General features: G+C 48.7%; 30 protein-coding genes. 10 read left to right on the forward strand and 20 right to left on the reverse strand.

Annotated elements, in window-relative coordinates; all coding sequences use genetic code 11:
* Positions 1 to 40 precede the first annotated feature (40 nt).
* The 4 genes from RUW00_RS06195 to RUW00_RS06210 form a co-directional block, all read right to left on the reverse strand.
* Entirely contained in the window at positions 41 to 1,354 is a 1,314-nt protein-coding gene (locus RUW00_RS06195; RefSeq protein WP_007409402.1) for an NAD-dependent malic enzyme, read from the reverse strand.
* A 12-nt stretch (positions 1,355 to 1,366) separates the two neighbouring features.
* Positions 1,367 to 2,773: a Na+/H+ antiporter NhaC gene (gene nhaC, locus RUW00_RS06200; RefSeq protein WP_007612350.1), complete on the reverse strand. Its 1,407-nt coding sequence runs from the start codon at positions 2,771 to 2,773 to the stop codon at positions 1,367 to 1,369.
* A gap of 141 nt (positions 2,774 to 2,914) precedes the next feature.
* Positions 2,915 to 4,342: an aspartate ammonia-lyase gene (gene aspA / locus RUW00_RS06205; RefSeq protein WP_003153322.1), complete on the reverse strand. Its 1,428-nt coding sequence runs from the start codon at positions 4,340 to 4,342 to the stop codon at positions 2,915 to 2,917.
* Between the two features lie 37 nt (positions 4,343 to 4,379).
* Positions 4,380 to 5,369 carry a type I asparaginase gene (locus RUW00_RS06210; protein WP_003153321.1) on the reverse strand — a complete coding sequence of 330 codons (990 nt, stop codon included), beginning with the start codon at positions 5,367 to 5,369 and terminating at the stop codon, positions 4,380 to 4,382.
* 176 nt (positions 5,370 to 5,545) lie between these two features.
* Here RUW00_RS06210 and RUW00_RS06215 point away from each other — a divergent pair, with 176 nt between their 5' ends.
* The gene (locus tag RUW00_RS06215) at positions 5,546 to 5,899 is read left to right on the forward strand and encodes a helix-turn-helix domain-containing protein (protein ID WP_209387402.1); all 354 of its coding nucleotides are present in this window, start codon (positions 5,546 to 5,548) and stop codon (positions 5,897 to 5,899) included.
* Positions 5,900 to 5,909: 10 nt separating this feature from the next.
* Here RUW00_RS06215 and RUW00_RS06220 read toward each other — a convergent pair whose 3' ends face one another.
* Together RUW00_RS06220 and RUW00_RS06225 are read right to left on the reverse strand one after the other, a co-directional pair.
* Positions 5,910 to 7,073 (reverse strand): TIGR00375 family protein, encoded by a 1,164-nt coding sequence (locus tag RUW00_RS06220; RefSeq protein WP_315956551.1) that lies wholly within the window; start codon positions 7,071 to 7,073, stop codon positions 5,910 to 5,912.
* Positions 7,073 to 7,627, reverse strand: a complete 555-nt coding sequence (locus RUW00_RS06225; RefSeq protein ID WP_003153317.1) for an NUDIX hydrolase — start codon at positions 7,625 to 7,627, stop codon at positions 7,073 to 7,075. Before RUW00_RS06225 ends, RUW00_RS06220 begins: the two co-directional genes overlap by 1 nt.
* 78 nt (positions 7,628 to 7,705) lie before the next feature.
* Here RUW00_RS06225 and mciZ point away from each other — a divergent pair, with 78 nt between their 5' ends.
* Both mciZ and RUW00_RS06235 read left to right on the forward strand, forming a co-directional pair.
* Entirely contained in the window at positions 7,706 to 7,828 is a 123-nt protein-coding gene (gene mciZ / locus RUW00_RS06230) for a Z-ring formation inhibitor MciZ (protein ID WP_003153315.1), read from the forward strand.
* 62 nt (positions 7,829 to 7,890) lie between these two features.
* Positions 7,891 to 8,811 carry an aldo/keto reductase gene (locus tag RUW00_RS06235; RefSeq protein ID WP_280145290.1) on the forward strand — a complete coding sequence of 307 codons (921 nt, stop codon included), beginning with the start codon at positions 7,891 to 7,893 and terminating at the stop codon, positions 8,809 to 8,811.
* 32 nt (positions 8,812 to 8,843) lie between these two features.
* On the opposite strand, the gene RUW00_RS06240 is transcribed toward RUW00_RS06235, so the two are convergent.
* Positions 8,844 to 9,068, reverse strand: coding sequence for a YqkE family protein (locus RUW00_RS06240; protein ID WP_007409396.1), 225 nt, complete (start codon positions 9,066 to 9,068; stop codon positions 8,844 to 8,846).
* 122 nt (positions 9,069 to 9,190) lie between these two features.
* Here RUW00_RS06240 and RUW00_RS06245 point away from each other — a divergent pair, with 122 nt between their 5' ends.
* Positions 9,191 to 10,105 carry an alpha/beta hydrolase gene (locus RUW00_RS06245; RefSeq protein ID WP_025649815.1) on the forward strand — a complete coding sequence of 305 codons (915 nt, stop codon included), beginning with the start codon at positions 9,191 to 9,193 and terminating at the stop codon, positions 10,103 to 10,105.
* 39 nt (positions 10,106 to 10,144) lie between these two features.
* Here the strand turns inward: RUW00_RS06245 and RUW00_RS06250 are convergent, their stop codons facing one another.
* The 5 genes from RUW00_RS06250 to RUW00_RS06270 all read right to left on the reverse strand — a co-directional run bounded on the left by RUW00_RS06250 (position 10,145) and on the right by RUW00_RS06270 (position 12,585).
* The gene (locus RUW00_RS06250) at positions 10,145 to 10,384 is read right to left on the reverse strand and encodes a DUF2552 family protein (RefSeq protein ID WP_003153307.1); all 240 of its coding nucleotides are present in this window, start codon (positions 10,382 to 10,384) and stop codon (positions 10,145 to 10,147) included.
* Positions 10,359 to 10,721, reverse strand: coding sequence for an iron-sulfur cluster biosynthesis family protein (locus RUW00_RS06255; RefSeq protein WP_280145291.1), 363 nt, complete (start codon positions 10,719 to 10,721; stop codon positions 10,359 to 10,361). Before RUW00_RS06255 ends, RUW00_RS06250 begins: the two co-directional genes overlap by 26 nt.
* A 71-nt stretch (positions 10,722 to 10,792) precedes the next feature.
* Positions 10,793 to 11,761, reverse strand: a complete 969-nt coding sequence (locus RUW00_RS06260) for a GNAT family N-acetyltransferase (protein ID WP_280145292.1) — start codon at positions 11,759 to 11,761, stop codon at positions 10,793 to 10,795.
* Positions 11,758 to 12,102: an antibiotic biosynthesis monooxygenase family protein gene (locus RUW00_RS06265; RefSeq protein WP_017418080.1), complete on the reverse strand. Its 345-nt coding sequence runs from the start codon at positions 12,100 to 12,102 to the stop codon at positions 11,758 to 11,760. The genes RUW00_RS06260 and RUW00_RS06265 overlap by 4 nt, the downstream gene beginning before the upstream one ends.
* 12 nt (positions 12,103 to 12,114) lie before the next feature.
* Positions 12,115 to 12,585 (reverse strand): GNAT family N-acetyltransferase, encoded by a 471-nt coding sequence (locus tag RUW00_RS06270; protein ID WP_012117908.1) that lies wholly within the window; start codon positions 12,583 to 12,585, stop codon positions 12,115 to 12,117.
* A gap of 215 nt (positions 12,586 to 12,800) precedes the next feature.
* Here RUW00_RS06270 and RUW00_RS06275 point away from each other — a divergent pair, with 215 nt between their 5' ends.
* The 5 genes from RUW00_RS06275 to RUW00_RS06295 all read left to right on the forward strand — a co-directional run bounded on the left by RUW00_RS06275 (position 12,801) and on the right by RUW00_RS06295 (position 16,097).
* Positions 12,801 to 14,027, forward strand: a complete 1,227-nt coding sequence (locus RUW00_RS06275; protein WP_015240144.1) for a DNA polymerase IV — start codon at positions 12,801 to 12,803, stop codon at positions 14,025 to 14,027.
* Between the two features lie 15 nt (positions 14,028 to 14,042).
* Entirely contained in the window at positions 14,043 to 14,387 is a 345-nt protein-coding gene (locus RUW00_RS06280; protein WP_017418082.1) for a YolD-like family protein, read from the forward strand.
* Between the two features lie 100 nt (positions 14,388 to 14,487).
* Complete coding sequence (locus RUW00_RS06285) at positions 14,488 to 14,694, forward strand: YqzH family protein (protein ID WP_003153294.1); 207 nt, start codon at positions 14,488 to 14,490, stop codon at positions 14,692 to 14,694.
* Positions 14,695 to 14,767: 73 nt separating this feature from the next.
* Positions 14,768 to 15,838, forward strand: a complete 1,071-nt coding sequence (locus tag RUW00_RS06290) for an AI-2E family transporter (RefSeq protein ID WP_014418301.1) — start codon at positions 14,768 to 14,770, stop codon at positions 15,836 to 15,838.
* A 91-nt stretch (positions 15,839 to 15,929) separates the two neighbouring features.
* The gene (locus RUW00_RS06295; RefSeq protein ID WP_123117311.1) at positions 15,930 to 16,097 is read left to right on the forward strand and encodes a DUF4083 family protein; all 168 of its coding nucleotides are present in this window, start codon (positions 15,930 to 15,932) and stop codon (positions 16,095 to 16,097) included.
* Position 16,098: 1 nt separating this feature from the next.
* On the opposite strand, the gene RUW00_RS06300 is transcribed toward RUW00_RS06295, so the two are convergent.
* The 5 genes from RUW00_RS06300 to RUW00_RS06320 all read right to left on the reverse strand — a co-directional run bounded on the left by RUW00_RS06300 (position 16,099) and on the right by RUW00_RS06320 (position 20,655).
* Positions 16,099 to 16,488 (reverse strand): VOC family protein, encoded by a 390-nt coding sequence (locus RUW00_RS06300; RefSeq protein ID WP_025649819.1) that lies wholly within the window; start codon positions 16,486 to 16,488, stop codon positions 16,099 to 16,101.
* 24 nt (positions 16,489 to 16,512) lie between these two features.
* Positions 16,513 to 17,472 (reverse strand): type I pantothenate kinase, encoded by a 960-nt coding sequence (coaA, locus tag RUW00_RS06305; RefSeq protein WP_003153290.1) that lies wholly within the window; start codon positions 17,470 to 17,472, stop codon positions 16,513 to 16,515.
* Between the two features lie 75 nt (positions 17,473 to 17,547).
* Positions 17,548 to 18,897 carry a D-serine ammonia-lyase gene (gene dsdA, locus RUW00_RS06310; protein WP_280145293.1) on the reverse strand — a complete coding sequence of 450 codons (1,350 nt, stop codon included), beginning with the start codon at positions 18,895 to 18,897 and terminating at the stop codon, positions 17,548 to 17,550.
* Positions 18,898 to 18,913: 16 nt separating this feature from the next.
* Positions 18,914 to 19,690 carry an SDR family NAD(P)-dependent oxidoreductase gene (locus RUW00_RS06315; protein WP_014418303.1) on the reverse strand — a complete coding sequence of 259 codons (777 nt, stop codon included), beginning with the start codon at positions 19,688 to 19,690 and terminating at the stop codon, positions 18,914 to 18,916.
* A 5-nt stretch (positions 19,691 to 19,695) separates the two neighbouring features.
* Positions 19,696 to 20,655 carry an MBL fold metallo-hydrolase gene (locus RUW00_RS06320; protein ID WP_280145294.1) on the reverse strand — a complete coding sequence of 320 codons (960 nt, stop codon included), beginning with the start codon at positions 20,653 to 20,655 and terminating at the stop codon, positions 19,696 to 19,698.
* Positions 20,656 to 21,051: 396 nt separating this feature from the next.
* On the opposite strand from RUW00_RS06320, the gene proC reads away from it, so the two are divergent.
* A complete protein-coding gene (gene proC / locus RUW00_RS06325; RefSeq protein ID WP_021494272.1) occupies positions 21,052 to 21,891 on the forward strand; it encodes a pyrroline-5-carboxylate reductase in 840 nt (279 codons plus the stop codon).
* 36 nt (positions 21,892 to 21,927) lie between these two features.
* Here proC and RUW00_RS06330 read toward each other — a convergent pair whose 3' ends face one another.
* Genes RUW00_RS06330 through RUW00_RS06340 form a run of 3 tightly spaced genes read right to left on the reverse strand, consistent with a single transcriptional unit; the run spans position 21,928 to position 25,194 of the window.
* Positions 21,928 to 22,674: a polyketide synthase gene (locus RUW00_RS06330; RefSeq protein ID WP_095272940.1), complete on the reverse strand. Its 747-nt coding sequence runs from the start codon at positions 22,672 to 22,674 to the stop codon at positions 21,928 to 21,930.
* Between the two features lie 60 nt (positions 22,675 to 22,734).
* Entirely contained in the window at positions 22,735 to 23,982 is a 1,248-nt protein-coding gene (locus tag RUW00_RS06335) for a hydroxymethylglutaryl-CoA synthase family protein (RefSeq protein WP_095272942.1), read from the reverse strand.
* Positions 23,983 to 24,039: 57 nt separating this feature from the next.
* On the reverse strand, positions 24,040 to 25,194 hold the full coding sequence (locus RUW00_RS06340; RefSeq protein ID WP_280145295.1) for a cytochrome P450: 1,155 nt from the start codon (positions 25,192 to 25,194) through the stop codon (positions 24,040 to 24,042).
* Positions 25,195 to 25,245: the final 51 nt, after the last annotated feature.

Here is a 25,245-nt window from a genome sequence, read left to right on the forward strand (position 1 = left end):
AAAAACAGCACCGGCACATGTCCGGTACTGTAAGAGTTGTTTATTTTCCTGCCGCGGCCCGTTCTACGGCTGCTGATACGGCTTGATGCACGTCCGCATCCAAAGGCTGAGGCACGAGATCGCCGTGTTTTGTGCAAGAGGCGATGGCTTCTGCGGCCGCCACAAGCATTTCATGGTCGATTTTCTTGCTTTTGGCGTTCAGCGCGCCGCGGAAAATCCCCGGGAAGCCGAGAACATTATTGACTGAACGGCCGTCAGCTGCATAAGCGGCTCCGGCTTGTAATGCCTCTTCCGGTTCAATCTCCGGCTTCGGATTAGATAAAGCCAGAATGACGTGTCCTTTTCTGACATCCTCTTTTTTAATGAGACCCGGAACTCCTGTGGTGCTGATCACAATGTCACACGTGTCCATTAATTCTTTGATGCTTCCAAGCGGCTGACCTCCGTACTGAGCGAGGCGGTTCATTGCGTCTTCTGACTTGTCCGTTCCGCAGACCGCTTTGACTCCGTATGCCATAAACATGCGGCAGATGGCGACGCCTGCCGCGCCGAGACCGATCTGACCGACCTTCGCTTCTTTTAAATCAAGACCGGCGCTTTTACAAGCGGAAATGGCGGCGGCGAGCGTGACGACCGCCGTGCCGTGCTGGTCATCGTGCATAACCGGAATGTCCAGTTCTTCTTTAAGGCGGTCTTCAATGTCAAAGCAGTGAGGCGAACCGATATCTTCAAGCAGAATTCCGCTGAACCCCGGAGAAATATGTTTTACCGTGCGAATGATTTCTTCCGGATCAGAGGTATCGAGCAAAATCGGAATTCCGCTGATACCCGCCAGCTGGTCAAAAAGCGCGGCTTTCCCTTCCATTACGGGCATTCCGGCGACAGAGCCGATATTGCCGAGGCCGAGAATCGCCGTGCCGTCGGTGACAATGGCGACAGAATTGCTGATTGTCGTATAGATGGACGCTTTTTCAGGCTCGTTTTCAATCAGTCTGCACACATCGGCGACACCCGGCGTATAAACACGGCCAAGCTCAGCCAATGTCCGGATCGGCATTTTGCTTTTCATCTGAATTTTGCCGCCTTCATGAGCAGAGAGCACTTCATCTGAGACTGTATGAAGACGGATGCCTTCACCGAGAGCTTCAATGGCTTGAATGATTTCCTGCAGCTGCTCTTCATTTTCAGCCTGCACCGTAATGTTGCGCATTGTGTAGTTCGGGCCGACTTTAACGGTTTCAACTTCCCCGATATCTCCGCCCATCACTCCGATGGCGGTTGCCACTTTTCCGAGATTTCCGGGAACAGTCGGCGTTTCAATCATTAACGTCCGAATCATATGCTTTGTAATCATGAAATGAACCTCCTAACCCAATTTTTGAGATTGTAAGGATTTTTCTTTCGTGTACCAAATGAATTTCCCCGTGTATCCGTACAATATTGCCAGTCCGATAGATACAAAACTGAGCCACATGAACGGCAGATAAGAAAATGTGGATACGCCGAGAATGCCGGCCATATAGATGCCGTTATCAGACCACGGCACCATCCCTGAAGTAAGCGTGCCGCCCACCTCTGCGTTCCGGGATAAAACTCTTCTGTCAAGTTTCAGTTTATCATAACTGTTCTCCATGATTTTCGGCGTCAGAATCAATGACACGTACATCGCACAGCCGAAAATGTTTCCTAAAAGGGCGACGATCAATGTCGAAAGCGTTACATTTCCCGGTGTGGTCAGCTTTTTCTCAAAAGTTGAGACAATCACTTTTAATACGCCGAGCTTCTCAAGAATTCCTCCAAAACCAAGACCGAACAGGATAACGACTAACGTATCCAGCATACCAGTAATGCCTCCGCGGTTTAACAGGCCGTTTAAAAATTCGACGTCCGTTTTAATAGAAAAACCATTATAAGCAGTCGCGATGGCACTGGCAAAATTCATTCCCTGAAAGACGGAAGCCCAGATTGCGCCAAGCAAAGCACCGATGATAATAACGGGCATAGACGGCTTTTTCAAAATCAGAAGGACAACGACGACAACAGCAGGAATGAGCATCCATATATGAATGTCAAACGTTTTCTGCAATGAAGATTTTAAAAATTCCACTTTGTCGAGATCAATATTTTTTCCGCCGTATATAAATCCCGTTACGGTAAACAGAATGGCCGTAATAATATAGGACGGAATTGACAGATACATCATCGCTCTGACGTGTGACAGCACATCCACCTTAGAAAGCGTGGAGGCAAGCACCGTACTGTCAGACAGCGGTGAAAGCTTGTCTCCGAAGTAAGCGCCGGACAAAACGGCTCCCGCTACGATCGGAAGCGGTATACCCATTCCCTCTCCGATGGCAATCATGGCGATCCCCGCTGTACCCACGGTTCCCCACGACGTTCCGGTCGCAACGGACATAACGGAACAAATAACCAGTGTAGCAAGCAGGAAAACATGAGGATTAATAAACTCTAAACCATAATAAATTAACGTCGGCACAACGCCGCCGGCAATCCATGTCCCGATGAGCGCACCGACCGAAACAAGAATCAACACCGCTTCAAGACCGTTTGATATCCCGGTGACAATCGAATCCTGCAAGTCTTTATATGAATATCCCAGCCTGACTCCGAGAATAATAGCGAAAAACCAGGATATTAATAGAGCTAGCTGGATCGGCAGGTCTAAAAACACTGTGAACGATAAGACAAGTGCTAAAAACCCGAATAATAAGATAATTATTTCCAATAAATTTGGCAATCTGACCTCTTTCACAAGAAAATCCCCCTAGAAGAAAAAAGCTAAAACGCTTTCATCAAATGATATAACAAATTATACTATACTGCCTCATCCCTTTGTATGGCAACCGCCTATTCACTAAAAAACGTGAAAAGGCGGCTGTTGTTGCTTTAAAATTTATTTTTCTAATAGATCTTTTCCGGCAATTCCCGGTTTTGTCATTTCATACGGATTCAAAATGATATCCAATTCTTCTTCTGTCAGTACATCATTTTGAAGGCAAAGATCTCTTACAGATTGCCCCGTCATGATTGCTTCACGGGCAATTCGCGCAGCCGCTTCATACCCGAGGTGCGGATTGACCGCTGTAATGACGCCGACGCTTTTTTCCACGTATTGCTTCAGACGTTTTTCGTTGGCTTCAATTCCCGCCAGACAATGATCGGTAAATGAACGGAACCCGTTATTCATGATGCTGATGGATTGAAGCAGGTTAAATACGAGCACCGGCTCCATTACGTTAAGCTCCAGCTGGCCCGCTTCTGAAGCGAGGCAGATCGTATTGTCATTCCCGATGACCTGGAAGGCGATTTGGTTGATCAGCTCTGCCATTACAGGGTTGACTTTCCCAGGCATAATGGATGATCCCGGCTGACGGGCCGGCAGTGAAATTTCCGCAAGTCCCGCGCGAGGACCTGAAGCCATTAAGCGCAGATCGTTGGCGATTTTAGACATGTTCATCATGCATACTTTCAACGCGGCTGAAACTTCCGTATACGCATCAGTGTTTTGTGTGGCGTCAACCAAATGGCCGGCGCCGACAAGCGGCAGTCCGCTGATGTCAGCCAGGTGCTTCACAACCTGTTCTATGTAGCGCGGATCGGCGTTAAGTCCCGTACCTACGGCCGTTGCCCCCATGTTTACTTCATACAGATGCTGGCGGGATTGTTTAATTCGCTTTATGTCACGCTCAAGCACGCGGCTGTATGCTTCAAATTCCTGTCCGAGACGGATCGGCACAGCGTCCTGAAGGTGTGTGCGCCCCATTTTAATGACAGAATCAAATTGTTTCGCTTTATCTTTAAAGACACTGAGCATATGCGCCATCGTATCAAGGAGCTTATCCAAAAGTTTCAAGGTTGAAATATGGATTGCCGTCGGGAACACGTCGTTCGTCGATTGTGACATGTTGACATGTGTGTTCGGGCTGAGGTGAATGTATTCACCTTTTTTATGGCCCATGATTTCAAGAGCCCTGTTGCCGATTACTTCGTTGGCATTCATGTTCATGGACGTTCCGGCTCCCCCTTGGATCGGATCGACGATAAATTGGTCATGCCATTTTCCCTCAAGAATTTCATCTGCGGCCTGTACAATCGCATTTCCGATTCCTTCATACAGCCGTTTTACATCCATGTTGGCAAGCGCCGCCGCTTTCTTGACGATGGCGAGCGCATTAATCATTTCTTCGTGGATGCGGTATCCGGTAATCGGAAAGTTTTCTTTCGCGCGCAGCGTTTGTATTCCGTAATACACATCAGCTTCAATTTGTTTTTCTCCGAGGAAATCTTTTTCCTGACGATATTCTTTTTGCGCGTTTGTCATGCTAAAACCCTACTTTCTCTTTGTGGTAGTCATGTTTTTACAGTACAACGTCGTCTGCGATCGGTGTCTCCATAATGTTTTTGACTTCAGCCAAGTTGTGAGACTGGCCGAGCGCCCACATTAATTTCGGCACGATGGCTTCCGTGTTCATATTTCTGGAGCGGATAATGAGATCTTGATTGACTCTTCGGCCGACTTCATAGACGCTCATGTCCTCTCCTTCTTCAAGACATTGTGTCGTAATGACGACGACAATGCCGCTTTCAATCATTTCATTGACTTTGGCGAGAATGTCTCTTCCTTCAAACGGCACGCCGCCGCTGCCGTAGCTTTCAATGACGATTCCTTTGTACATGCCCTTTAATGCGTCAAACATTTCCGGTTTCAGCCCCGGGTGGAGCTTGAGCAGGCACACGTCCGTGCAAAGTGAAGTATTGACCGTAAAAGCATCGTCTTTTGGCATGTGCACTTGTTTGTTATATTCAATTCCGTTTTCGGTAATAAACGCGATGTACGGATAGTTAATGCTCTCAAATGCATCATAGCTTTTCGTTCTTAATTTAATGGCGCGTGTGCCTTGAATGACTCTGCCGTCAAATACGACGTATACGCCGCCCACCCCTTCACATGCGAAGCGGATCGCGTCCGTGATATTTTTTTTGGCATCGGTTTTTTGAAATGTAATCGGGATTTGCGAACCCGTAATGACGATCGGTTTATCAGCATGCTGAAGCATATAAGACAGTGCCGCTGATGTATAAGCCATTGTGTCTGTCCCGTGCGTAATGACGAACCCGTCATATGCGTCATATTTTTCTTTGACAGCATTTGCGATTTCGGCCCAGTATTCAGGCTGCATATTTGTGCTGTCGATGTTCATTAACGAATGGGTTTCCATCGTGTAATCGTTATCAAGTTTTGATACGTAGGTTAACAATTCGTCTGCTTTCACCCCGGGTGCAAGCCCGTTTTCTCCTTCGACTGAGGCGATTGTTCCTCCGGTTGTTAACAGCAATAATTTTTTCATACCCTGCACCTCTTCATCCATTTCTCAAGATGTGTTAAGCATTCGCTTTTCGCATACTTTTAATCAAATTATAGACAGACGAATGAAATTAATCAAGTGATTATTATTCAATTCGCGTACACTTTTGCATATCGATATGATATAATTTGCTCAAGTGAAAAGGAGCGGTTTTGAATATGAATTTAGATCGTTTAACTGAACTGAGAAAAAAGAAAAATTGGTCTCTTCAATATACGGCTGATCGTCTCGGCATCGCCAAAAGCACGTACGCCGGGTATGAATCAGGATACCGGCGTCCGTCATTCGAGGCGCTGGGCACGCTTGCCGATCTGTTTGACACGACGTGCGACGATTTACTGGGGCGCACTGAAAAAAAGGCGGAGCCGTTTGCCCAGACCATCGAATTAACAAACGCCGCACAAGGCCGCGGCACACTGACCGTTGACGGACAGCCGCTGAATCAGGATGAAATCATCGAATTGATTGCGTTTGTCCGCACGAAAAAGAAGGTGCAGGAGGAGCTCCTCTAAAAACCGGCTTTTACGGCTTGATTCGGCCGTACGTCCCTCCGCCCCCGGCCTCAAGGACAAGCTGCCCGGTGCGCGCTTTATGAATGACAGCCGCTATTTTAGGCTGGACGACACTCGCCAATTCCTCTTCTTGCGCCTGATGTAGAATCGCCATCTCCGTCCCGAAAGCCCGCTTCAGTTTTTCTAACGTTTTCGGCCCGACGCCGGGAATGAACTGCAGCGGGATTTGATGAATATACGGCGGCCGCGGCACGCGGCTTTTTTTCGGGCCGCTCAGTTCCTCCAGCCGTTCACTGACCCCTTTTGTCATTGTTTTCCCCCCGCACTCCGGACATGCGGAAGCTCCTTTTTCAACCGGGCTGCCGCAGCGGTCGCAAGCCGTCCGGTAATACTTCCCGAGCTTCGGGTTCAGCCCGTAATTCGCCGTGATTTTTCTTCCGTCCTTCCCTTTTAAAGCCAGCGAAAATTCCGTGAAATTCGCTTCTTTAAGAAGCATTTCATTATATTCTCTGCCGATTTTTCCTAAGGAATGCGCATCAGAATTTGTTAAAAATGTATACGGATCAAGTTCTGTTACCCGCGAAGCCATGTCGGTGTCGCAGCTTAATCCGAGTTCCGCCGCATCAATGAGCGCCGGGTCGAAAACCTCTGTCAAAGAAGATATGACCCCTTTTCCGTACAGGCTTTTATGCGGGGTGAACATATGGGCGGGAATAAACAGCCCGCCCAATTCCTTTGTTTTCCTTTGAAGATTCAAACCGGTTTCATAAATGCGCTGGGAACTGAGATGGATATTTTTAAGCCTTTTTGCGAGCCACTCAGAAAACATCTTCATTTCGGCAAGAGCCGGCATAAAGACGAGAACGTGAATCGGCCCGCGGCATGTGTGATCATAGATTTCAAGCTCACTGCCCAACAGAAGCGTCGTATTCCGATACCGGATGCCGCCTTCTTTCAGCTCACGGTATCTGCCTTCATCAATTCCGCGCTCGATTTCTTCTATGACTTCCGGGGAATGGCAGTCGATGATGCCCAATAGTTCAATTCCCTTCCCCTCACTGGCTTCTTCTAAAATCCGGTGCAGCGTCAACGTTTTGGCCCCGGTGATTTTGACCGGTTTTCCCGTATGGGTGCGGCCGATATGAATATGCAGATCCGCATAGATGGTTTTCATCATTTTTCCTTCAGCGCTTCTTTCAGCTGGAGATACTGAATCGCGTACGCCGTTTTTGCGTCATACACCCTGCGGGATTCAATCAGCTTCACGGCCTCTTCAAGCGTGACCTGCATGACTTCGACAAATTCATCCTCATCCAGCTCTCGTTTTTCTTCCAGCGGCGAAAGCCCTTCCGCAAGAAAGAGATGCACGATTTCATCAGCAAACCCGGGTGATGTATAAAAAGCGGTGATTTTCGTCAAGGTTTCCGCCGTATATCCCGTTTCTTCCTCGAGCTCTCTTAACGCCGTATGTTCCGGCTCTTCTCCCTTTTCAAGCTTCCCGGCCGGAATTTCAACGATTGTCCGTTCCAGCGGCTTTCTGAACTGGTTCACCAAAATGATTTTTCCTTCCTCGGTCACCGCAAGTACGGCCACCGCTCCCGGATGTTTGACGATTTCCCGCTTGCTTGTTTTTCCGTTCGGGAGCTCTACATCCTCTAAGTAAAGATCTATGACTTTCCCGTCATACAGCTTTTTTTTCGCAAGTGTTTTTTCTTCTAAATGTTTCATCATGTCATCTCCCGTTCTGTCTCTCTATTATGCCTCATATATTTTATCATACATGCATGAGAGGGAGGTGCTTTTCGATTGAAGGTGTATCGGAAGGATAAGAGTATCGTATTGGTCGGAAAGGCGTGGGAAGTGCGGGCTAAACTGAAAGAATACGGACGGACATTCCGCTATGTCGGAGATTGGATCACCGGGCCTTAACAGTTGAAAACTTCGCGCCTTTATATTACGGTCAATAAAAGACTATAAAAAGGAGCGAAACGATGAGAAAACGCACACTGGGACATTCTGATTTAGAAATAAGCGAAATCGGGCTCGGCTGTATGTCGCTGGGCACGGATAAAGCTAAAGCGCTGTCTATTTTGGATGAAGCGATCGAGCTTGGAATCAATTATTTAGATACCGCTGATCTTTATGATTTCGGCAGAAATGAGGAAATTGTCGGGGAGGCCGTCAAAAACCGCAGGCACGACATCATTTTAGCCACGAAAGCCGGAAACCGCTGGAATGATGATAAAGACGGCTGGCATTGGGACGCTTCCAAAGGATACATAAAAGAAGCGGTCAAAAACAGCCTGCGCCGGCTGAAAACGGACTATATCGACCTTTATCAGCTGCATGGCGGCACGATGGAAGACCATATTGACGAAACGATCGAAGCTTTTGAGGACTTAAAACAGGAAGGTGTCATCCGGTATTACGGCATTTCCTCGATTCGTCCGAATGTTATTAAAGAATATGTGAAAAAATCAACTATCACCAGCGTTATGATGCAATACAGCCTGCTGGACCGGCGCCCCGAGGAGTGGCTTCCCCTTTTAGAGGAGAACGGAATCAGCGTAGTCGCAAGAGGGCCTGTCGCTAAAGGGCTTCTTACGGAAAAACCGCTTGATCAAGCGGCTGCAAGCGTAAAAGAGAACGGCTATTTAACATATTCTTTTGCAGAACTGGCGGAAACCAAAAAAGCGATCAGCGCTGCCGCACCTGACTTGAGCATGACGGAGCTTTCTCTTCAATACTTGCTGTCACAGCCGGCCGTCGCTTCTGTCATCACCGGAGCCAGCTCACTTGAGCAGCTGAGAGAAAACTGTTCGGCTGCAGAGGCCCGGCGTTTAAGCAGCCATGAAATCAAAGCCCTGCAATATCATACAAAACGGGACGTATACGAAGCCCATCGTTCTTAAACAATAAAACCGGCACCTTTTCAGATGCCGGTTTATTTATATTTGTGCCAATCGAGACTGCTTTCATTCAGCAGCTCTTCAAAGCTTTTATGTTTTTCTTTTTCTTTTCGTTTTCTGATTTGTTCCGCCTTTTGCTGCGCCTGCTTTTTCTCGTCTTCTTCCTTCAGCTCACTTTTCATTTGCAAAAGCCTGGCCTTCAGATCTTCCTCCAGATCGTCTTTTAAGCTGTGTTTTTCTTTAGGCAGCTGCTTTTTCATCATTACGCCCCCCGTATCTGAATATGGTGAAGCAAGTGTACCACGGAGCGCCGGAGGCCGACAACGTTCACGGTCCCAAAAAGCCGGAGGAAGGATTTTTCATATTAAAGGAGGGTGCCTGTGTGAAAAAATGGCTGGCGGTGTTTGGTTCGGCTTGCGCAGTCTTTTTGGCTGCCGGATTCGCTTTTACGAATCTGATTATGTTTATGAAGAAAAAGACGGATGAAGATATCATGAAAAAAGAAACGGCGGACGGGCATGATAGATTTGATTCCTTTCAGGCCATGGAAAAAGAAGAGGCCGTCATCCTGTCACGCCACGGGTATGAGATCAAAGGCTTTTACGTCGCCCCGCATCATACGGCAAACACCATGATTATTTGTCACGGCGTTACCGTAAATTCGTTCAATTCATTGAAATACATGGATTTATTTTTAGATTTAGGCTGGAATGTGCTCGTATATGACCACCGCGGGCACGGAAAAAGCGGCGGCAGAACGACGAGCTACGGCTATTTTGAAAAAGATGATTTGGAAGAAGCCGTGAATTGGGTGAGACACAAAACCGGAGACGGCGGTCAAATCGGCATCCACGGGGAATCGATGGGAGCGGTGACGGCCTTATTATACGCGGGCGGGCATCAGGATGAAAACGGCGCTGATTTTTATATTGCGGACTGTCCGTTCGCAAGCTTTCGCGATCAGCTCGCCTACAGGCTGAAGCGGGAGTTCCGGCTGCCTCCGTGGCCGCTTCTGCCTTTGGCTGATTTCTTTTTGCGGATGAGAGAAGGATACCGTATCCGTGATGTATCTCCTCTATCGGTTATCAGCCGCATCCGGCAGCCCGTGCTGTTTATTCACAGTAAGGAAGATGATTATATACCTCCCGCTTCTTCCGAATTGCTGCACCGCAGAAAACGCGGCCCTAAGATGCTCTATCTGGCCGAATCGGGCGGGCATGCCATGTCGTACACCAAAAATCCGGAGAGCTACCGCAAAGCCGTTCAAACCTTTTTAGATACCATGACGCAAACGTAAAAAAGCGAAAGAACGTATGCTGGTTCTTTCGCTTTCCCGTCATAAAACGTCGGTAATCCCGTCCATATTTTCTCCGATCCAGTCAATGGCGAGGTCGATTGTCGTAAACTCCTGCGCTTTGAAGGTCATCTCATCCTGAAGCAGCCAGACATCCTTCTGAACGGATTCAGCGCCTCCGATGGACCAGTGCAGCAGACTGTACGGATGGTTGTTGTTCAAAAAGGATACCCACGTTTTATGCTGTGCCGTCTGTTTAATGGCTTTCAGCTTTTGATTCACTTTCCGTTTCTCCCTGCTTTACTAATATGCTCATTCTCGGGCTCAGCATCTCTGCCGGGCTTTTTAAGACGAGCGTTTTTGCCTTTTCATTGTAATCGATTGTCATTTCCTCGTCAAAAAACACTTTTTGTGAGGTCTGGATGTAAAGCGGAAGTCCGTTTGTTTCAATGGCTTCGCATTGTCCCGTTAATTTGTCCGCCAGCCAGATGGTCGGCACGCCGCTCACCGCGCACCCGCAGCCTTCTGCGTCATAGCGGAGCTGCGCTTTTTTCCCCGGGTTGGCGTCCATCGCCTGCTGAAGTGTGTGTTTCGCCGCATCCGTCACATGTATTTGCATAGATGATCCTCCGTTTTTCATTTTCGCCATTGTAGCATACCGAGCCGCTGTATGCATTGTTTCTGCTTTCTTTACAGCAGCCCGCTCTCCCAGTCCTTTGCCTCTTGTTCAGCCGCCTTGATCCAGGCATTTTTCCCTTCACTATACTTTGCCATATCGTATGGGTATGTCTTAGCGAGGTGCCGTTTCAGTTCCATGTATTGAGCCGCTTTTTCAGGCTTTGCGGTGAGGTAATCCCGGAACAGCAGATGACGCTTCACGTCCGGATGGCCTGTTTCGTATATGTGGACGTGGTGTGTGCGCTTGTTGCCGCCTTTTTGAAAGAAACGCCGGCCCTCTATCCCGTTTTCCCCTTTTGCCTCATAGCCGAGTGCTTCCAGCTGCGGACTGAATCGGTCGGCATCCAAAATATCTTTGACCTCCGCCAATATATCGATGACGGGTTTGGCGGCCATCTGCGGGATGGAGGTGCTGCCGATGTGGCTGACAGAATGAAGTGCTGGGCCGAAGATTCGGATCAAGTCCGCCTTCTCTCTTTCAAACATTTCTTTCCATTCCGGCTTGTACGGAACAACTTCCGCTTTCCTCTTCGGATAAAGATGAAAAAACGAGAGGGTCAGCCCTTCCGGCGTCTCAATCTGTCCGGCTTCTGTGAACCCGGTTTTTACATAGAGAGAGACTGCCGGAACGTTTTGGCTGGCGGTAGCCGCCTCTATTTTTTGAGCGTCCCGGTTCTCGTCTATCACAAATTGAAGAAGCGCCCGTCCGATTCCTTTCCGAAAGGCGGACGGGTGCACCGTCAGCCTGCATATGACAAGGTCATATCCCTTTTTTTCATACGAAATGACGCCTGCAAGCTGATCTTTTTCCTTGAAACCGGCAAACGTCTCCCGTGACCGCTGTATATCATCGGGTGTTTCATGCAGGGCGGGAATGCCGAAAAAGCCGATCAGCTCAGCTTCTTTTTGATAAGAGCAGCGCTGAACCGCCGCAATTTCCCGCGCGGTCTGTTCTTGTGTATGCTGTAAAAATGTAATCAATCTTCCGCCCCTTTTGACGCAAACATCCGCTGTGACTCCGTCTTCGTAATGCGGACCGCGTACGCTTCATACCAGGCGCTTTTTCCTTTTTGTTTTGCCGCCTGGTGGTCCGTATGATCTTTCCACCTTTTAATCGCCTCCAGGCTGTCCCAGTAGGAAACCGTGATGCCGCAGCCGTTTTCCTCCCGAACGCTTTCCGCGCCTAAAAATCCCGGCTGTCCGCCTGCCAAATTCATCATGCGCTCTGCCGTATGTTCATATTCCTTATCATATTTTCCCTTTATTGATGAAAAAATGACCGCATAATAGGGCGGTTTGGGCGTGTCAGCTAAAAAACCCATATTCATCCCCCTCTACATATATTTCACAAACAGAATCCGGTCTTCTCCCGGGCCGTCATAATTCGCAAAAACAGGGATTCCGTTTACGGTTTTGGTTCCTTTTTCAGCTTCAAAGCCTAATTTTGTATGATAAGCGATTGATACTTTATTGACAGGCGCCGTCACGCAATTGACTTTTGTGCAGCCCCTTTTCTTCACCGTCTCCATAAATCGGTCGTAGAGCTGTTTTCCAATTTGCATTTTTCTGAAATCCGGATGCACACCGGAAAAATGAATGTAGGCTGTCTCAGGGTCTGATTGTGACTGAAAACCGATTAAAAAACCGGTCATTCCCTCCGGCCCGTACGTGATAAAGCTTGTGTCCTGAAAATGTTCAAAAAACAAGCGCGGCAGTTTGTCTTTCATCTGCCTGCCGCCCCACCATTCATTCAAAACAGACGTAACCATTTCATAGTCTTCAGAGGTAATTGTTCGAATATCCATTATCGATTGACTCTCCTTTTCGTCCGGCAAAATGAATGTCAGCTCTTCTCATTGGAATATAAAAAATTATATGTGGGTTGTTTGCAATTGTAAATGATTTCTTTTCAAGCAAACGAATCAGCACGCCTTCCAGCCGGGGAATGATTTACCAGTATAAACGTGATCATTGTTCGGGTACAATGAAAAACAGAACAAATGTTCCCGGAGGTTTTTTTATGGCTGATATTCTTCTTGTTGATATGCAATCGTTTTATGCGTCTGTGGAAAAAGCGGAAGCGCCTCATCTCAAAAGCCGGCCCGTGATTGTCTCGGGAGATCCCGAAAGACGCAGCGGCGTCGTGCTTGCGGCTTGTCCGCTCGCCAAACGATACGGCGTAAAAAATGCCGAACGGCTGTGGGAAGCGCAGGCCAAATGTCCCGACGCCGTTATTGTCCGTCCGCGGATGCAGCGGTATATTGATGTATCCGTCATGATTACCGAACTGTTTGAACGGTATACCGATCTTGTAGAACCCTACTCCATCGATGAGCAGTTTCTCGACGTGACCGGAAGCAGGCGGCTGTTCGGTGATCCTTTTACAATTGCCAAAAGCATTCAGCAAGCGATTATGCGTGAATTCGGAATTTATGCCCGTGTCGGCATCGGGCCGAATAAGGCGCTCGCGAAAATGGCTTGCGACCATTTTGCCAAAAAAAACGCATCCGGCATCCACAGATTGGATATGTCAAATATCAGGCAGGATCTGTGGCCGCTGCCGGTCGGAAAATTATTCGGCATCGGAAAACGGATGGAGCATCATTTAAGACGGATGGGCATCAGCACAATCGGCGGGCTTGCCGGGCACCCAGCCGAACTGCTGAAAAAACGCTGGGGCATTAACGGCGAATTGCTTCAGCGGACAGCCCGCGGCATCGATCCCTCTCCGGTCACCGTCAACACGCACAGCCGGCAAAAAGCGATCGGCCATAACATGACCCTCCCGAGAGACTACAGCCGCTTTGAGGATATCAAAGTCGTGCTGCTGGAGTTAAGCGAAGAAGTGGCCCGCCGCGCCCGTTTCAAACAATACATCGGCCATACGGTTTCGGTCAGCATCAGAGGCGCTGATTTTGAATTCCCTTCAGGTTTTCACAGACAGAGAAAGCTGGTGTCTCCGACTAATTTCGGAATGGATATTTTTAAAGCGGCGGTCAAGCTCTTCAAAGAGCATTGGAACGGTGAGCCCGTCCGCAGCGCCGGCGTCTCCCTTTCCCAGCTGGAGCCTTGTGATTATGTTCAGCTGAGCCTGTTCGATGCCCAGGAAAAAAAGATCAGTCTCGGCAAAGTATTGGATGATATTCATGAGCGGTACGGCCCTGCGTCGCTCCTCCATGCCGCTTCACTGACAGAGGCCGGCCAAGCCTTTCACCGGGCTGAAAAAATCGGCGGGCATTACAAATAATTTGAGGTGATATACATGAATCCGAACAAATTAACACCCGGGTATAATGTCATGTGGGAATCAAGCCGGATGATGCTGCCCGAACATCGGGAGCAGCTGCTTGCAAAAAAACGAAAAGAACGGGAATTCCGGCCTCCGGAACTGAGCGAGGAGCAACTGAACGACATGAACCGCATCATTGCGGCGTCAATTGAAGAAGACAGGGCCATTTCGGTCACCTACGCTTCCGCACACGGCCCCCGCCGCTTTTGGGGCTGGGTAAAACAAGTGATGCATGACGAAAAACGTTTAAAAATCATAAACGATGAAGATGCGTTAACGCTGCCGTTTCATCGTATTCTCTCAGCTGAATTGGAATAAAATTCCCACCCCAGCCTGACAGAAAATATGATAGAAGAGTGGGAGGATCACATGATATTTAGTAGAATAAAGATGAATGACAAGAATAGGAGAATATATGATGGATCAATTTATAGAAAAAATGCTGGGACAAGCCCTCCGCCAGTATGGACGGAATGTGTCGACAGATCCGCTGAGCCCCTATGAAAAACAGAGTTTAAAAAAAGCTTTAGAAGAAAGAAGGAATGAAGAACCCGATGAGGATCTCCATGCCCATGTAGAAGATATTATCTACGATTACGTCACCAATCAGGGGCAGTTTTCCTGACACGGACGTTTATGCGCCGGGCGATAAGGGAAACGTCCGAGAGTAAACCCTTAAAGATTGCGTGGTGCAGGATATGCCTGTCGGGCCTTATTTCAGGATCGGCTATGCCGTTCTTCTGTTATTTCTCATCATTTATCTCGGAACATTAATAGACTTTTTGTTCCAGCCTGTTGTGATTACGGTTAAAACCTTGTTTCCGCCTATTGTATTATCGGGCGTCCTTTACTATTTGTGCCGCCCGCTCGTCAGAGTGCTGCATGCGAAATTAAAGCTGCCCGAAGGAATCGCGATTTTAGCGATTTATGCGGGAACAGCCGGCCTTTTTGTCCTCTTCCTTTATACGGCGGGCCCTGCCGTTCAAAAACAGTTTACAGCCTTCACAGATCATATTCCGGAGCTTTCCGCAAAAGCTGAAAATTGGATCGGGCATCTTCAGGACAGCAAATGGTTTTCCCGGCTTCAGCATGGGGATTCCTTTAAAAAATTAGCAGACAAAGCCGCAAATTATTCCGGTTCAATCGCTGATTCTCTCAGCAGCCTGGCCGGTACGGCTGCCAATGCCGCCATCACCGCCGCCATTATTCCGTTTGCGCTGTATTACATGTTAAAAGAAGGACACAAAGCCCCCCGGCGACTGCTGCGGCTTCTTCCGGAAAAACATCAAAAAGAAGGAAAACAAATCCTTCGGGACATGGATGAAGCTCTCAGTTCATACATACAAGGACAGCTGCTCGTCAGTTTTTGTGTCGGCGTTCTCGTCACAATCGGCTATTTTATAATCGGGCTCGATTATCCGCTCGTTCTGGGCGCGTTCGCCATGGTGACAAACCTGATTCCGTTTATCGGGCCTTGGATCGGCACATTTCCCGGAGTCATTGTCGGATTGTTCGATTCACCGACCGAGGCGGTGCTGGTGATTACGGTCGTCGTCATTGTCCAGCAGCTTGAAAGCCAGCTGATTTCCCCGCAAATTATGGGACGGAAGCTGGACATTCACCCGCTGACCATTATTTTTCTTCTGCTTGCCGCCGGCAAATTCTCAGGAATTGCCGGGATGCTGCTGGCCATTCCGGGATATGCGGCCGCAAAAGTGGTCATAAGCCACATGCAGAAACTATTCATTCTCAGAAAAACACAAAGCTAGGAGAGAAATGATTCATCCCCCATGTCTTCACATCGGTCAAAATGAAAAAACGGCGGGCTGAAGAAGCCCGCCGCACACGGAGGTAAAAAAGATGAACATCGGTGATGTCATTTTTCAATTGATTTCATTTATTGCAGCCGCGGTTTTCCTGTTTGCCGTGATATACGTATTCAGAAGCTTGAACAAGCGCCGCATACAATTGGACAGAATCGAAAAGAAACTCGACGCGCTGCGCGAAGAAAAAAACGAAAAGTTATAGTTCATTCAGAAGCAGGAGCAACGAGCTCCACTTTTATCCGATCCGGGTCCTCCGTGTATACGGCGTAATGCGCGCTTCCGCCTGCATATGGATGGCGGTCCCTGTAAAGCACGGGGCATCCTCTGGCAAGCAGCTTTTCTGTCATCTCGTCAACCTGCTCTCTTGATGCAGCATGAAAAGCCAGATGGTTCAGCCCGACCCGGCATCTGTGGTACTCCGGTGTTAAAAAACGCTCCTCTGTCTGTACAAGCACAACATAAAATCCTGCGTTTTTCCAGCTGATGCCGGAGTCCCAATTTTGAAATTCCCTATAACCGAGCTCACCTAAAAACCATCCCCAAAACCGGGCGGAGGCTTTCAAGTCAGATACATACAACTCAATATGATGTATCATAATATTCGCTTCCTCCTCACATCACACCCGCCTTACCAGCACCTCTTCAACTTTATGGCCATCACCTTTTCTCAAAATCAAATCCGATCTGAATTTTGTCGGCAGGATATTTTCATACAGATTCGGACGGTTGACGCTCTCCCAAATGGAGGCGGCCATGGTATCCGCTTCTGCATCAGACAAATCCTTAAATTTATGAAAATAAGAAGCCGGATCCTGAAAAGCGGTTTCTCTTAAGAGGCGGAAACGCTCCAAATACCACGTGAAAATCCGGCTTTCTTCGGCATCCACATAGATCGAAAAATCAAAGAAATCGGATACAAAAATCCGCGGATCTTCCCTGTCGTCCTCTAATGTAGGCGACTGCAGGACATTGATTCCTTCGATAATAACGATATCCGCACCTTCGACAACCTCGACGGCGCCCTCTTCCCTGTCATACGTAAGATGGGAGTATACGGGCGCCTCCACTCTCTCTTTCCCTGACTTTATATCGTTCAGAAACTCAAGCAGCGCTTTCACGTCGTAGCTTTCCGGGAATCCCTTTCTGGACAGAAGGTTTTTCCTTTTTAATTCCGCCGTCGGATACAAGAAACCGTCGGTTGTCACCAGGCTCACCTTCGGCCTGTCCGGCAGACGGGAAAGAAGCTTTTGCAAAATTCTCGCCGTCGTGCTTTTGCCGACGGCGACGCTGCCCGCGATTCCGATGATAAACGGGATTTTCGCTGAATGCGGATGCTTCAGAAACACATTGACATGCTGATTCCGTCTTGCGGCAGACGTGACATGAAGATGGAGCAGGCGCACAAGCGGAATGTAAATCGTTTCTACTTCTTCCACCGACAGGTAGTCATTCAGCCCTTCTACGGCCTTGGCTTCTTCCTCTGAAACGGCAATGGAAAGATGGCCGCCGAATCCGGCCCACGACTCGCGGCTGTGCTGCGTATACAATGTATGTAAGTTCAATTCTTTACTTTTCACAATTCACACCAATCTCTCTGTATGGCTTTCCGATAAAAAAACAAACGCTTACAAAGATTGTAACGGAAAACCGCTTCACTGTCTGCCCATTTTTTTCACAAATGAGGAACCGATCCGGCTGTACTCTTCCATTTCCTCCTCCGGAACCATGCTTCCGCCGGTGCTCCACACAAGGTGCACGGCATTTTCCATCTCAAGCCCCCGTTCTTTTATATAACGGTTTCCGGCTTCGGTCTGAACGACCTTGACGGCTCCGGCCAGTCCGGCGAGTGCAGAGGGTTCAAGGCTCTTATTCTCGGACACCCTTAATTGATAAAGCAGCGAAAAAAGCGTGCCGTCATCGGCGGTATAACAGCCGCTGAGTATAGGTTCCATCAGAGGGCCGGCCAGTCCGGACGGCCTTCCCACCGCAAGTCCGTCGGCGGCCGTTTGATTATCAAGACCGATATCCTGCACGCTGATTCCGTCATGCAAGCCGGAAAACAGTCCTAACAGCATACACGGTGAATGCGTCGGCTCACCGAAAAAAATATGGACATGCTCGCCATAGATCAGCTTTAGCGCAAGCGCGACGCCGCCCGGGCCTCCTCCGACCCCGCACGGCAAATAAACGAAAAGCGGTTCATCTGCATCAGGCTTTATGTTCATTTGATCGAGCTGCTTTTTCACGCGGCTTCCCGCAACGGCATACCCCAAAAACAGATCCCGGGAATGCTCATCATCAATAAAATAACAATAAGGGTCCTGCTTCGCCTGCATGCGCCCCTCTTTGACAGCCAGACTGTAGTCTGCTTCATATTCGATGACGCGAACCCCCTTTTCCCGGAGCAGCTCCTTTTTCCACTGCTTTGCGTCACTGGACATATGAACGGTCACACAAAAGCCGAGCTTCGCGCCGATTATGCCGATACTCAGACCTAAATTGCCCGTAGAGCCGACGGCTATAGAGTATTTTGAGAAAAAAGCGGTAAACCGTTCTTCAGTCAATATGCTGTAATCGTCGTCTGCTGAGAGCATTCCCGCTTTTACCGCGAGGTCTTCGGCATGCTTCAGCACTTCATAAATCCCGCCGCGCGCTTTAATAGAACCGGAAATCGGAAGTTCGTCGTCGCATTTCAAAAGCAGACGCCCGGGGAAAGCCTGAGCGGCGCTGTGTTCCAGATGCTTCTTCATTTCATTGACCAAGACAAGCGGAGATTCAATGAGGCCTCCCTCCGCTTCCGTCTCCGGAAAAGCCGACGCGATATAAGGCGCAAACCGGCGCAGCCTTTCTTCCGCTTCGGCAATCTCCTGTTTCCATTCAGCACCATGCTTTACTGGATCATCGGTTTTATGCGGGTTGATCCAAAATACTTCACGCGCCTCCGCCATTTGCCTGACGAAAGGCTCTGCCATCAATGCCTTGCGTATATCCCGGTCGGACATTCCTTTTTCCCCCTTGTTACTTTTTCTTTAATGCGCGGCCGGCCAGTTTTTCTGTAAACGATGGGAAAAGCTGATACAGCTTCGTCCCGAGGCTCATCCATCGCGGAAGATTCATTTCCCGTTTATCCGTCAGAATCACGGATGTAATGCGCTCTGCCACATGGTCGGCATCAAGCATCCATCTGCCGACGCTTTTCACATAACCGCCCTCTTTATCTGCAATTGTAAAGAAGTCTGTTTTGATCGGACCGGGATTAACCGTTGTCACAGCTACACCCGTACCGGCCAGCTCAAGCCGCAGCGCATTGGAATACCCTAAAACGGCGTGTTTCGTAGCGGAATAAAGGCTTGATTTCGGCGTCGCCAATTTGCCGGCCTGTGAGGCGATATTGATAATATGGCCGCTTTTCGCATGAAGCATCACAGGAAGACAGGCCTTCGTACAGGCGATTAATCCGAAGACGTTGACTTCAAACATTGACTTCATATCATCCAAAGATGAATCAGCGGCCGTTTCAAAAATGCCGAAGCCGGCGTTGTTGATTAATACGTCAACATGACCGATCAAACGCCTTACGTTTTCAGCCTCTTCTGCATGCCGGACGTCAAACGGAATGACATCACACTGCCCGCCGCGCGCGGTAATCGTCTTTTTCACTTCCTGCAAGCGGTCCTCCCGCCTCGCGGATAAAAAAACATGAGCTCCTTCTGCCGCGCAGGAATATGCAAGCCGTTCTCCGAGTCCGCCGGATGCTCCGGTGATCCAAATCCGCTTATCCGTTAATCTGCCCATTTCCTTCACCCCTTCACAGCTTTAAACATCAGAGTGTTCCCCGACTGAAAGGATACAGCCTTCCCGTCGGCGGCCAGCACGTCAAGATGGCCGATCGTTTCTGACATCGTTAAAAACATTTCATTTTCATACACAGCCGGAAACAGCCGCCGGCATACCTGGAAAGCCGTCAGCGTTTCCTCTGACAACAGGCGCAGCACATATTCCGACCGGTTTCTCTGTTTTTCAAGCCGCCTGTCAAAAGCAGGCTTTACGTCTGTCAGCAGATCGCCGTGTCCCGGATATAAAAAGGACGGGTTTACGTCATACAGCCGCTTCATTGAGTTCAAGTAGTCGAGCATCGGGGCCGCGCGCACGCCCCCCTTTTCCGGAGCTTCCAGAATCGGATTGGTGGAGCTGTTGGACAAAAGCAGATCGCCGCTGAACATTTCACCGCTTTTTTCATGGTAGAGCGCAATGTGAGAAGCGGCATGACCCGGGATTTCGAGCACCGTCCAGCCGTTAAGCCCGTCAATTTTTCCGCCTTCTCCCACTGTTTTCGTTAACGGACGGTTTGCAGAAAATAAGTATGACAGCTTAACTGTTTTATGTATGTCTTCAGGCGTCAGGGGAACGTCCATTTCAGTCATAAGCGACAGAAAAAAGTCCTCCTGCCGGGCGATATACGACTGATCCTGAGTAATGTATCTGTCATTCAGCGGATGCCCTATTACTTCCGTATCCTCAGAAAAAAGGTGCAGCAGACCTGAATGATCTGCGTGATGATGAGTGAGCACCACCTGTTCTATATCCGCCGCAGAAACCCCGTGTTCCTTAAGCTGCAATGAGAGCGATTCAGCCGCTTCCTTTGTATTCGGGCCGCAATCAATAAGGGTTAAGGCTTCATCTTTTACTAAATAAACGATAACGTCGCCGACTGCAAACGGAGTCGGCACACGTATCGGAATGATCTTTCTCGCTGCCATGTTTACGCTCCTTCGTTCTTTTCATTCCTGAATAATCATATTTTAGCGTTTTCTTTTCACTGTGTCATTATTGCCGCATATCGGAAAAAAAGATTGACATCCCGCTCTTGCGCATAGCATAATGAACAACAAACTAGAAAACACGGAACGCGATGACGAGGAACTAGTATATAAACAACGGCAGCAGAGAGCAATGTCCCCGGCTGAAAGACATTGCGGCCCTCTTGTTTACAGAACCTGCCCTCAGAGCGGTTAGGAAAACCTAAACGTATCCCCTCGTTACGGGATTTGAGCTGAGCACGGCTGATTCGTGCTAATGTAAGGTGGTACCGCGAAACCTTTTCGTCCTTTTTGACGGGAAGGTTTTTTTGTGTTTTGAGAAGAAGGAGGATTTATATGAAGAAAATCGGTTTTATCGGGGCCGGATCAATGGCGGAAGCAATGGTGAACGGACTGCTGCAAAGCGGAATGACAGCCCCCGGACATATATATATGACAAACCGGTCAAATGACAGCCGGCTTGAAGAGCTCCAAAAAACGTACGGAGTGAAACCGTGCCGGGATAAAGAAGAGTTTTTCAGCAATACCGACATTATCGTTCTCGCCTTTAAACCGAAAGATGCGGCAGAAAGCATTGAGAACATTCGCGAATACGTGAAAGATCAGCTTGTGATTTCTGTCATCGCAGGGCTGACGATTCACACGATTCAGCAATATTTCGGCAGAAAGCTCACCATCATCCGGGCGATGCCGAATACATCCGCGGCCATTCAGCAATCGGCGACCGGTTTTTCCGCAAGCTCCGAGGCGAGTGAAGCTGAAATCCGGACGGCAAAAGAGCTTCTGGAAACAATCGGAGAAGCGACGCGCTTTGAAGAAAAACACCTTGATGCCGTCACAGCCATTGCCGGAAGCGGTCCCGCCTATGTGTACCGGTATGTCGAAGCGATGGAAAAGGCCGCCCTTCAAGCCGGCCTGCCGGAAGAAACGGCAAAAGAGCTGATTTTACAAACCATGGCCGGGGCGACGGAAATGCTCAGAACAAGCAGCAAACGGCCTGAACGCCTGCGCAAGGAAATCACAAGCCCGGGCGGCACGACTGAAGCAGGCCTTCGCGCATTAGACGAGCGCCGCTTTGAAGAAGCCATCATGCACTGCATCGCAGAAACCGCAGCCCGGAGCGCCGAAATTAAAGAACAATTCGCAGGCTCCGTTCTGCAAAAGACGGATCAGTGATAAAGCATGGGGCTTCCCATGCTTTTTTCATTCTGTTTAACTGCCGTATAAGCGGCTGATTCTCTCTTTTACTTCTGGAAGATGGAATGTGGCTTCGTGCATGTTCACCTCTTCCTCAACCGCTTTTGTCAGCTCTCTTTTGATCCGTGCGGTCACATTGGTTTTCAGCGCAACCAGTGAGGCTCTCGGTTTATCCGCCAGCAGCCGGGCCAATTCGCGGCCTCTTTGAAGGGCGTCTTTTTTCGGCAGCACTTCAAACGGAACTCCCCGTTTTTCCAGAGCGGCGCCGCTGAAGTTCGCAGCCGTAAACAGCATTTCTTCCCCGAGGACAATTCCCAGTTTTTCAGGTACAATATACGTCGCGCCCATTCCCGGTGTAAATCCGTACTTCATATAATTACAAGAATAAAAACTCTCTCTGCTTAAAATCACGAAATCCGAGCTCAGACCGATCGTAAAGCCGGCTCCGATCGCATGCCCCTGCATGACGGAAATCACGGGAATCCTGCAATCCAATAAAAGACTGTGAAGCTTTAAATCTGTAAATTGGAGCTTTCCGCTCTGAATGGTCAAAAGCCCCTCCTGCGTTCCTCCCGTGCAGAAATAATTTCCGTAACCCGACAGAAGGACGGTTTTATAGGACGGATGGGCATTGATGTCTTGGAATACCCGGTGCAGCTCTCTTACAAACTCTTCTGACAGCCCGTTTTTCCCGGCCGTATCCTGCATTGTGACCTGCACAATGCCCGGTTCTGTTTCCTGTACATCAATCATTGGATTCATGTTTATTCTCCGTTTCTTTAAAAATACTCAAAGCCTTTCCGACTCTGAGTGTTTCTGATATTAAGTCGTCCATTCATACTTTCTGTGAAACTCTTTTATTTCAGTCAGCACCAATCGCGCTTTTCCTTGATGCGCATTCGGGATGTCTGCTGCGGGCGCGGCATTTCTTGTGCCGAATTTTACGATGCCGCTGTCTTGGAGCAGCCGGTCGTAATCAGCCATCGATAAACGGACGCGTTCATCCAAATGCCGGCTGATCTGAAATTGATTCTGCCGCGTCCGGCTTTGCGGCATAACGACACCGCTGTAAAATTCAGAGCAGCAGCCCGAACCGTATGAAAAACAGCCCACGCGTTTCGGCGTTTCAAAAGAGCCGTTATCAATCGTGCTGGCAAGAGATAAAAATACAGTGGCCCCCATGATGTTGCCGACGCGCTGACAGTATTGAATCCCAGGCAGCACGCGTTGCTGAAAATCCGCTTCAATGTCTTGCGGCTTAGCCTTTTCCAATTTTCTCATCATCGTCCGATGCGCTCCTTTTACCATTCCGCCAAACGGGGTATGAAAAGAAAGGTATTGAAATGTATTCTTATAATCCGCCCCGCTCACACGCTTTCGGTATTCCTGAAATGATTTTTCACAGCAGTCCAAATAAGACATGAGCGACAGATCAGCATCCCCCGCTTCACTATCCGGAATCGGGCGGCAGGTATCCATGACTTCATACCCGTAATACCCGCTTGCGCCTTGATCAAGCAAAAAGACATGAGGGGTGCTGCTGACTAAAAGCGCCACAGCTCCCGCCCCCGCACTCGGTTCGGCATAGGACCATTCCTCCGTCAACGCGTCACCGCCTTCAGCCACTAAAAATCGGGAAATATCCGTTCCGATGATGAGCGCTTTCGCTCCCGGCGATGTTTGCGATAAGATGAAATTCACGCCCATTTGAAACCCGGCCGTTAAAGAATAGCAAGCCTGTTTCACCTCAAATAACCGGCAATTCCGCTTCAGCTGCAAATAATCATGGACGTATGTACTGATGGATTTGCCAAAATCAATCCCGGATTCCGTACAGGTGATGACCATTTCAATCTGATTCCGTTCCTCTTCTGACAGAGAGTCGATAATCGGTTTTGCGGCATTTACGGCGAACGTAATCGGATCTTCAAACGGAAGCGCCACCACTTTTTCTTTCATCATCAGGTTCTCAAACCTTTTTTTATCCAGGTTCCGATGTTCCGCAAGCTCCATGACGTCTACATACGCGGTTCCGCCAAACACGTTCATTGCTTCGATTCCTACATTCATTTCTCCAAGCCCCCAGAGTAAAGAGGCTTCCTGTGGAAGCCTCTTTTATTTTTTCGTTCAAAACTCAACAAGCAGCCTGTCAACGCCGTGAAATACAGGGCTCGGAACCAGATTCGGCTCTTGATCCTCAGTAAAACGCCATGCGGGCATCTGTTCAAAAAAGTGGGAAAGCGCGATTTTCGCTTCAAGCCGGGCCAGCGGCGCTCCTAAACAATAATGGCTGCCCTGACCGAATGACAGATGCTGATTCGGCTTTCGTCCCAAGTCAATCTGATCGGCATTTTCAAACTTCTTTTCATCTCTGTTCGCCGATCCAATCCACGCATACACTTTTTCTCCGGCCGGAATCGTTTTTCCGCCAATCTCGCTCTCAACCGCGGTGTAGCGGGTTACCCGCTGAATGGAAGGTCTGAGGCGGATGACTTCCTCAATAAAGTCAGGAAGGAGCGCCTTATTTTCAAGCAGCCGGGGCAGAATGTCCGGGAACTCCTTGAGACTGAGAAATGAATTTCCGATCACATTTTCCGTCGTTACGTGCCCCGCGACGATCAACAAGCCGCAAAAACCGATTAATTGCTTGTCTGACAGCGGCTCTCCGTCTAAATCAGCTGAAATTAAATGGCTGATTAAATCATTTTGCGGCTGTTTTCTCCGCTGTAAAATAAACTGCATGAAGTATCCGATCATCTGCTTTTGCACTTCATTCATTTTCTTTTCATCTTTTACATTCTGGCTTTGGTCGACCCAGCTTTTAAAGATATCCCTGTCTCTCGGAGGGAATCCTAGAAGCTCTGCGATCACGATAATCGGAAGCGGAAATGCGTAATCTTCAATAATGTCCATCCTGCCTTTTGAACGGACGGCCTGAAGCAGGTCATCAGCGATAGCGGCTATACGCGGTGCAAGAGACTCGACCGATTTCGGCATGAACGGCTGATTGACCAATTTTCTGAAGACGGTGTGTTCAGGCGGGTCCATTTTCAAAAGGCTGTCTTTGTTAATATGCCGGATCATTTTTTCCTGCTTGTCCGCACTTAAGTATTTATGATCGGAAGAAAAATGACTGTAGTCAGAAATCACCCGCTTCACTTCATCATAGGTGAAGATTTCCCAGCAATCTTCCTTTTCATTGTAATGAACGGGAGAGGTTTCTCTCATCGTTTGGTACCACTTGTACGGCTGCTGCTGTCTGATTTTTGTTAAACTGGTCATTTTCATTCCTCCAAGATGTGATCAAGATTTGAAATGACCCGCCGAAGCTTA

Origin of the sequence: Bacillus sp. IS1, from assembly GCF_032461585.1 — a bacterium.
Lineage (GTDB): Bacteria > Bacillota > Bacilli > Bacillales > Bacillaceae > Bacillus > Bacillus velezensis.

Bases quoted from the DNA above. Each gene is read 5' to 3' on its own strand.
- RUW00_RS06220 (WP_315956551.1), bottom strand. From the start codon at position 7,073: ATGAAAACCATCTATGCGGATCTGCATATTCATATCGGCCGCACCCAT.
- RUW00_RS06290 (WP_014418301.1), top strand. From the start codon at position 14,768: ATGCCTGTCGGGCCTTATTTCAGGATCGGCTATGCCGTTCTTCTGTTA.
- RUW00_RS06315 (WP_014418303.1), bottom strand. From the start codon at position 19,690: ATGGGCAGATTAACGGATAAGCGGATTTGGATCACCGGAGCATCCGGC.
- RUW00_RS06255 (WP_280145291.1), bottom strand. From the start codon at position 10,721: ATGCAAATACATGTGACGGATGCGGCGAAACACACACTTCAGCAGGCG.
- RUW00_RS06235 (WP_280145290.1), top strand. From the start codon at position 7,891: ATGAGAAAACGCACACTGGGACATTCTGATTTAGAAATAAGCGAAATC.
- RUW00_RS06330 (WP_095272940.1), bottom strand. From the start codon at position 22,674: ATGAATCCAATGATTGATGTACAGGAAACAGAACCGGGCATTGTGCAG.
- RUW00_RS06270 (WP_012117908.1), bottom strand. From the start codon at position 12,585: ATGGATATTCGAACAATTACCTCTGAAGACTATGAAATGGTTACGTCT.
- aspA (WP_003153322.1), bottom strand. From the start codon at position 4,342: ATGACAAACGCGCAAAAAGAATATCGTCAGGAAAAAGATTTCCTCGGA.
- RUW00_RS06265 (WP_017418080.1), bottom strand. From the start codon at position 12,102: ATGGGTTTTTTAGCTGACACGCCCAAACCGCCCTATTATGCGGTCATT.
- RUW00_RS06225 (WP_003153317.1), bottom strand. From the start codon at position 7,627: ATGAAACATTTAGAAGAAAAAACACTTGCGAAAAAAAAGCTGTATGAC.
- RUW00_RS06295 (WP_123117311.1), top strand. From the start codon at position 15,930: ATGAACATCGGTGATGTCATTTTTCAATTGATTTCATTTATTGCAGCC.
- RUW00_RS06210 (WP_003153321.1), bottom strand. From the start codon at position 5,369: ATGAAAAAATTATTGCTGTTAACAACCGGAGGAACAATCGCCTCAGTC.
- RUW00_RS06240 (WP_007409396.1), bottom strand. From the start codon at position 9,068: ATGAAAAAGCAGCTGCCTAAAGAAAAACACAGCTTAAAAGACGATCTG.
- RUW00_RS06320 (WP_280145294.1), bottom strand. From the start codon at position 20,655: ATGGCAGCGAGAAAGATCATTCCGATACGTGTGCCGACTCCGTTTGCA.
- RUW00_RS06275 (WP_015240144.1), top strand. From the start codon at position 12,801: ATGGCTGATATTCTTCTTGTTGATATGCAATCGTTTTATGCGTCTGTG.
- RUW00_RS06215 (WP_209387402.1), top strand. From the start codon at position 5,546: ATGAATTTAGATCGTTTAACTGAACTGAGAAAAAAGAAAAATTGGTCT.
- RUW00_RS06280 (WP_017418082.1), top strand. From the start codon at position 14,043: ATGAATCCGAACAAATTAACACCCGGGTATAATGTCATGTGGGAATCA.
- dsdA (WP_280145293.1), bottom strand. From the start codon at position 18,897: ATGTCCGACCGGGATATACGCAAGGCATTGATGGCAGAGCCTTTCGTC.
- RUW00_RS06335 (WP_095272942.1), bottom strand. From the start codon at position 23,982: ATGAATGTAGGAATCGAAGCAATGAACGTGTTTGGCGGAACCGCGTAT.
- RUW00_RS06285 (WP_003153294.1), top strand. From the start codon at position 14,488: ATGGATCAATTTATAGAAAAAATGCTGGGACAAGCCCTCCGCCAGTAT.
- proC (WP_021494272.1), top strand. From the start codon at position 21,052: ATGAAGAAAATCGGTTTTATCGGGGCCGGATCAATGGCGGAAGCAATG.
- RUW00_RS06340 (WP_280145295.1), bottom strand. From the start codon at position 25,194: ATGACCAGTTTAACAAAAATCAGACAGCAGCAGCCGTACAAGTGGTAC.
- RUW00_RS06195 (WP_007409402.1), bottom strand. From the start codon at position 1,354: ATGATTACAAAGCATATGATTCGGACGTTAATGATTGAAACGCCGACT.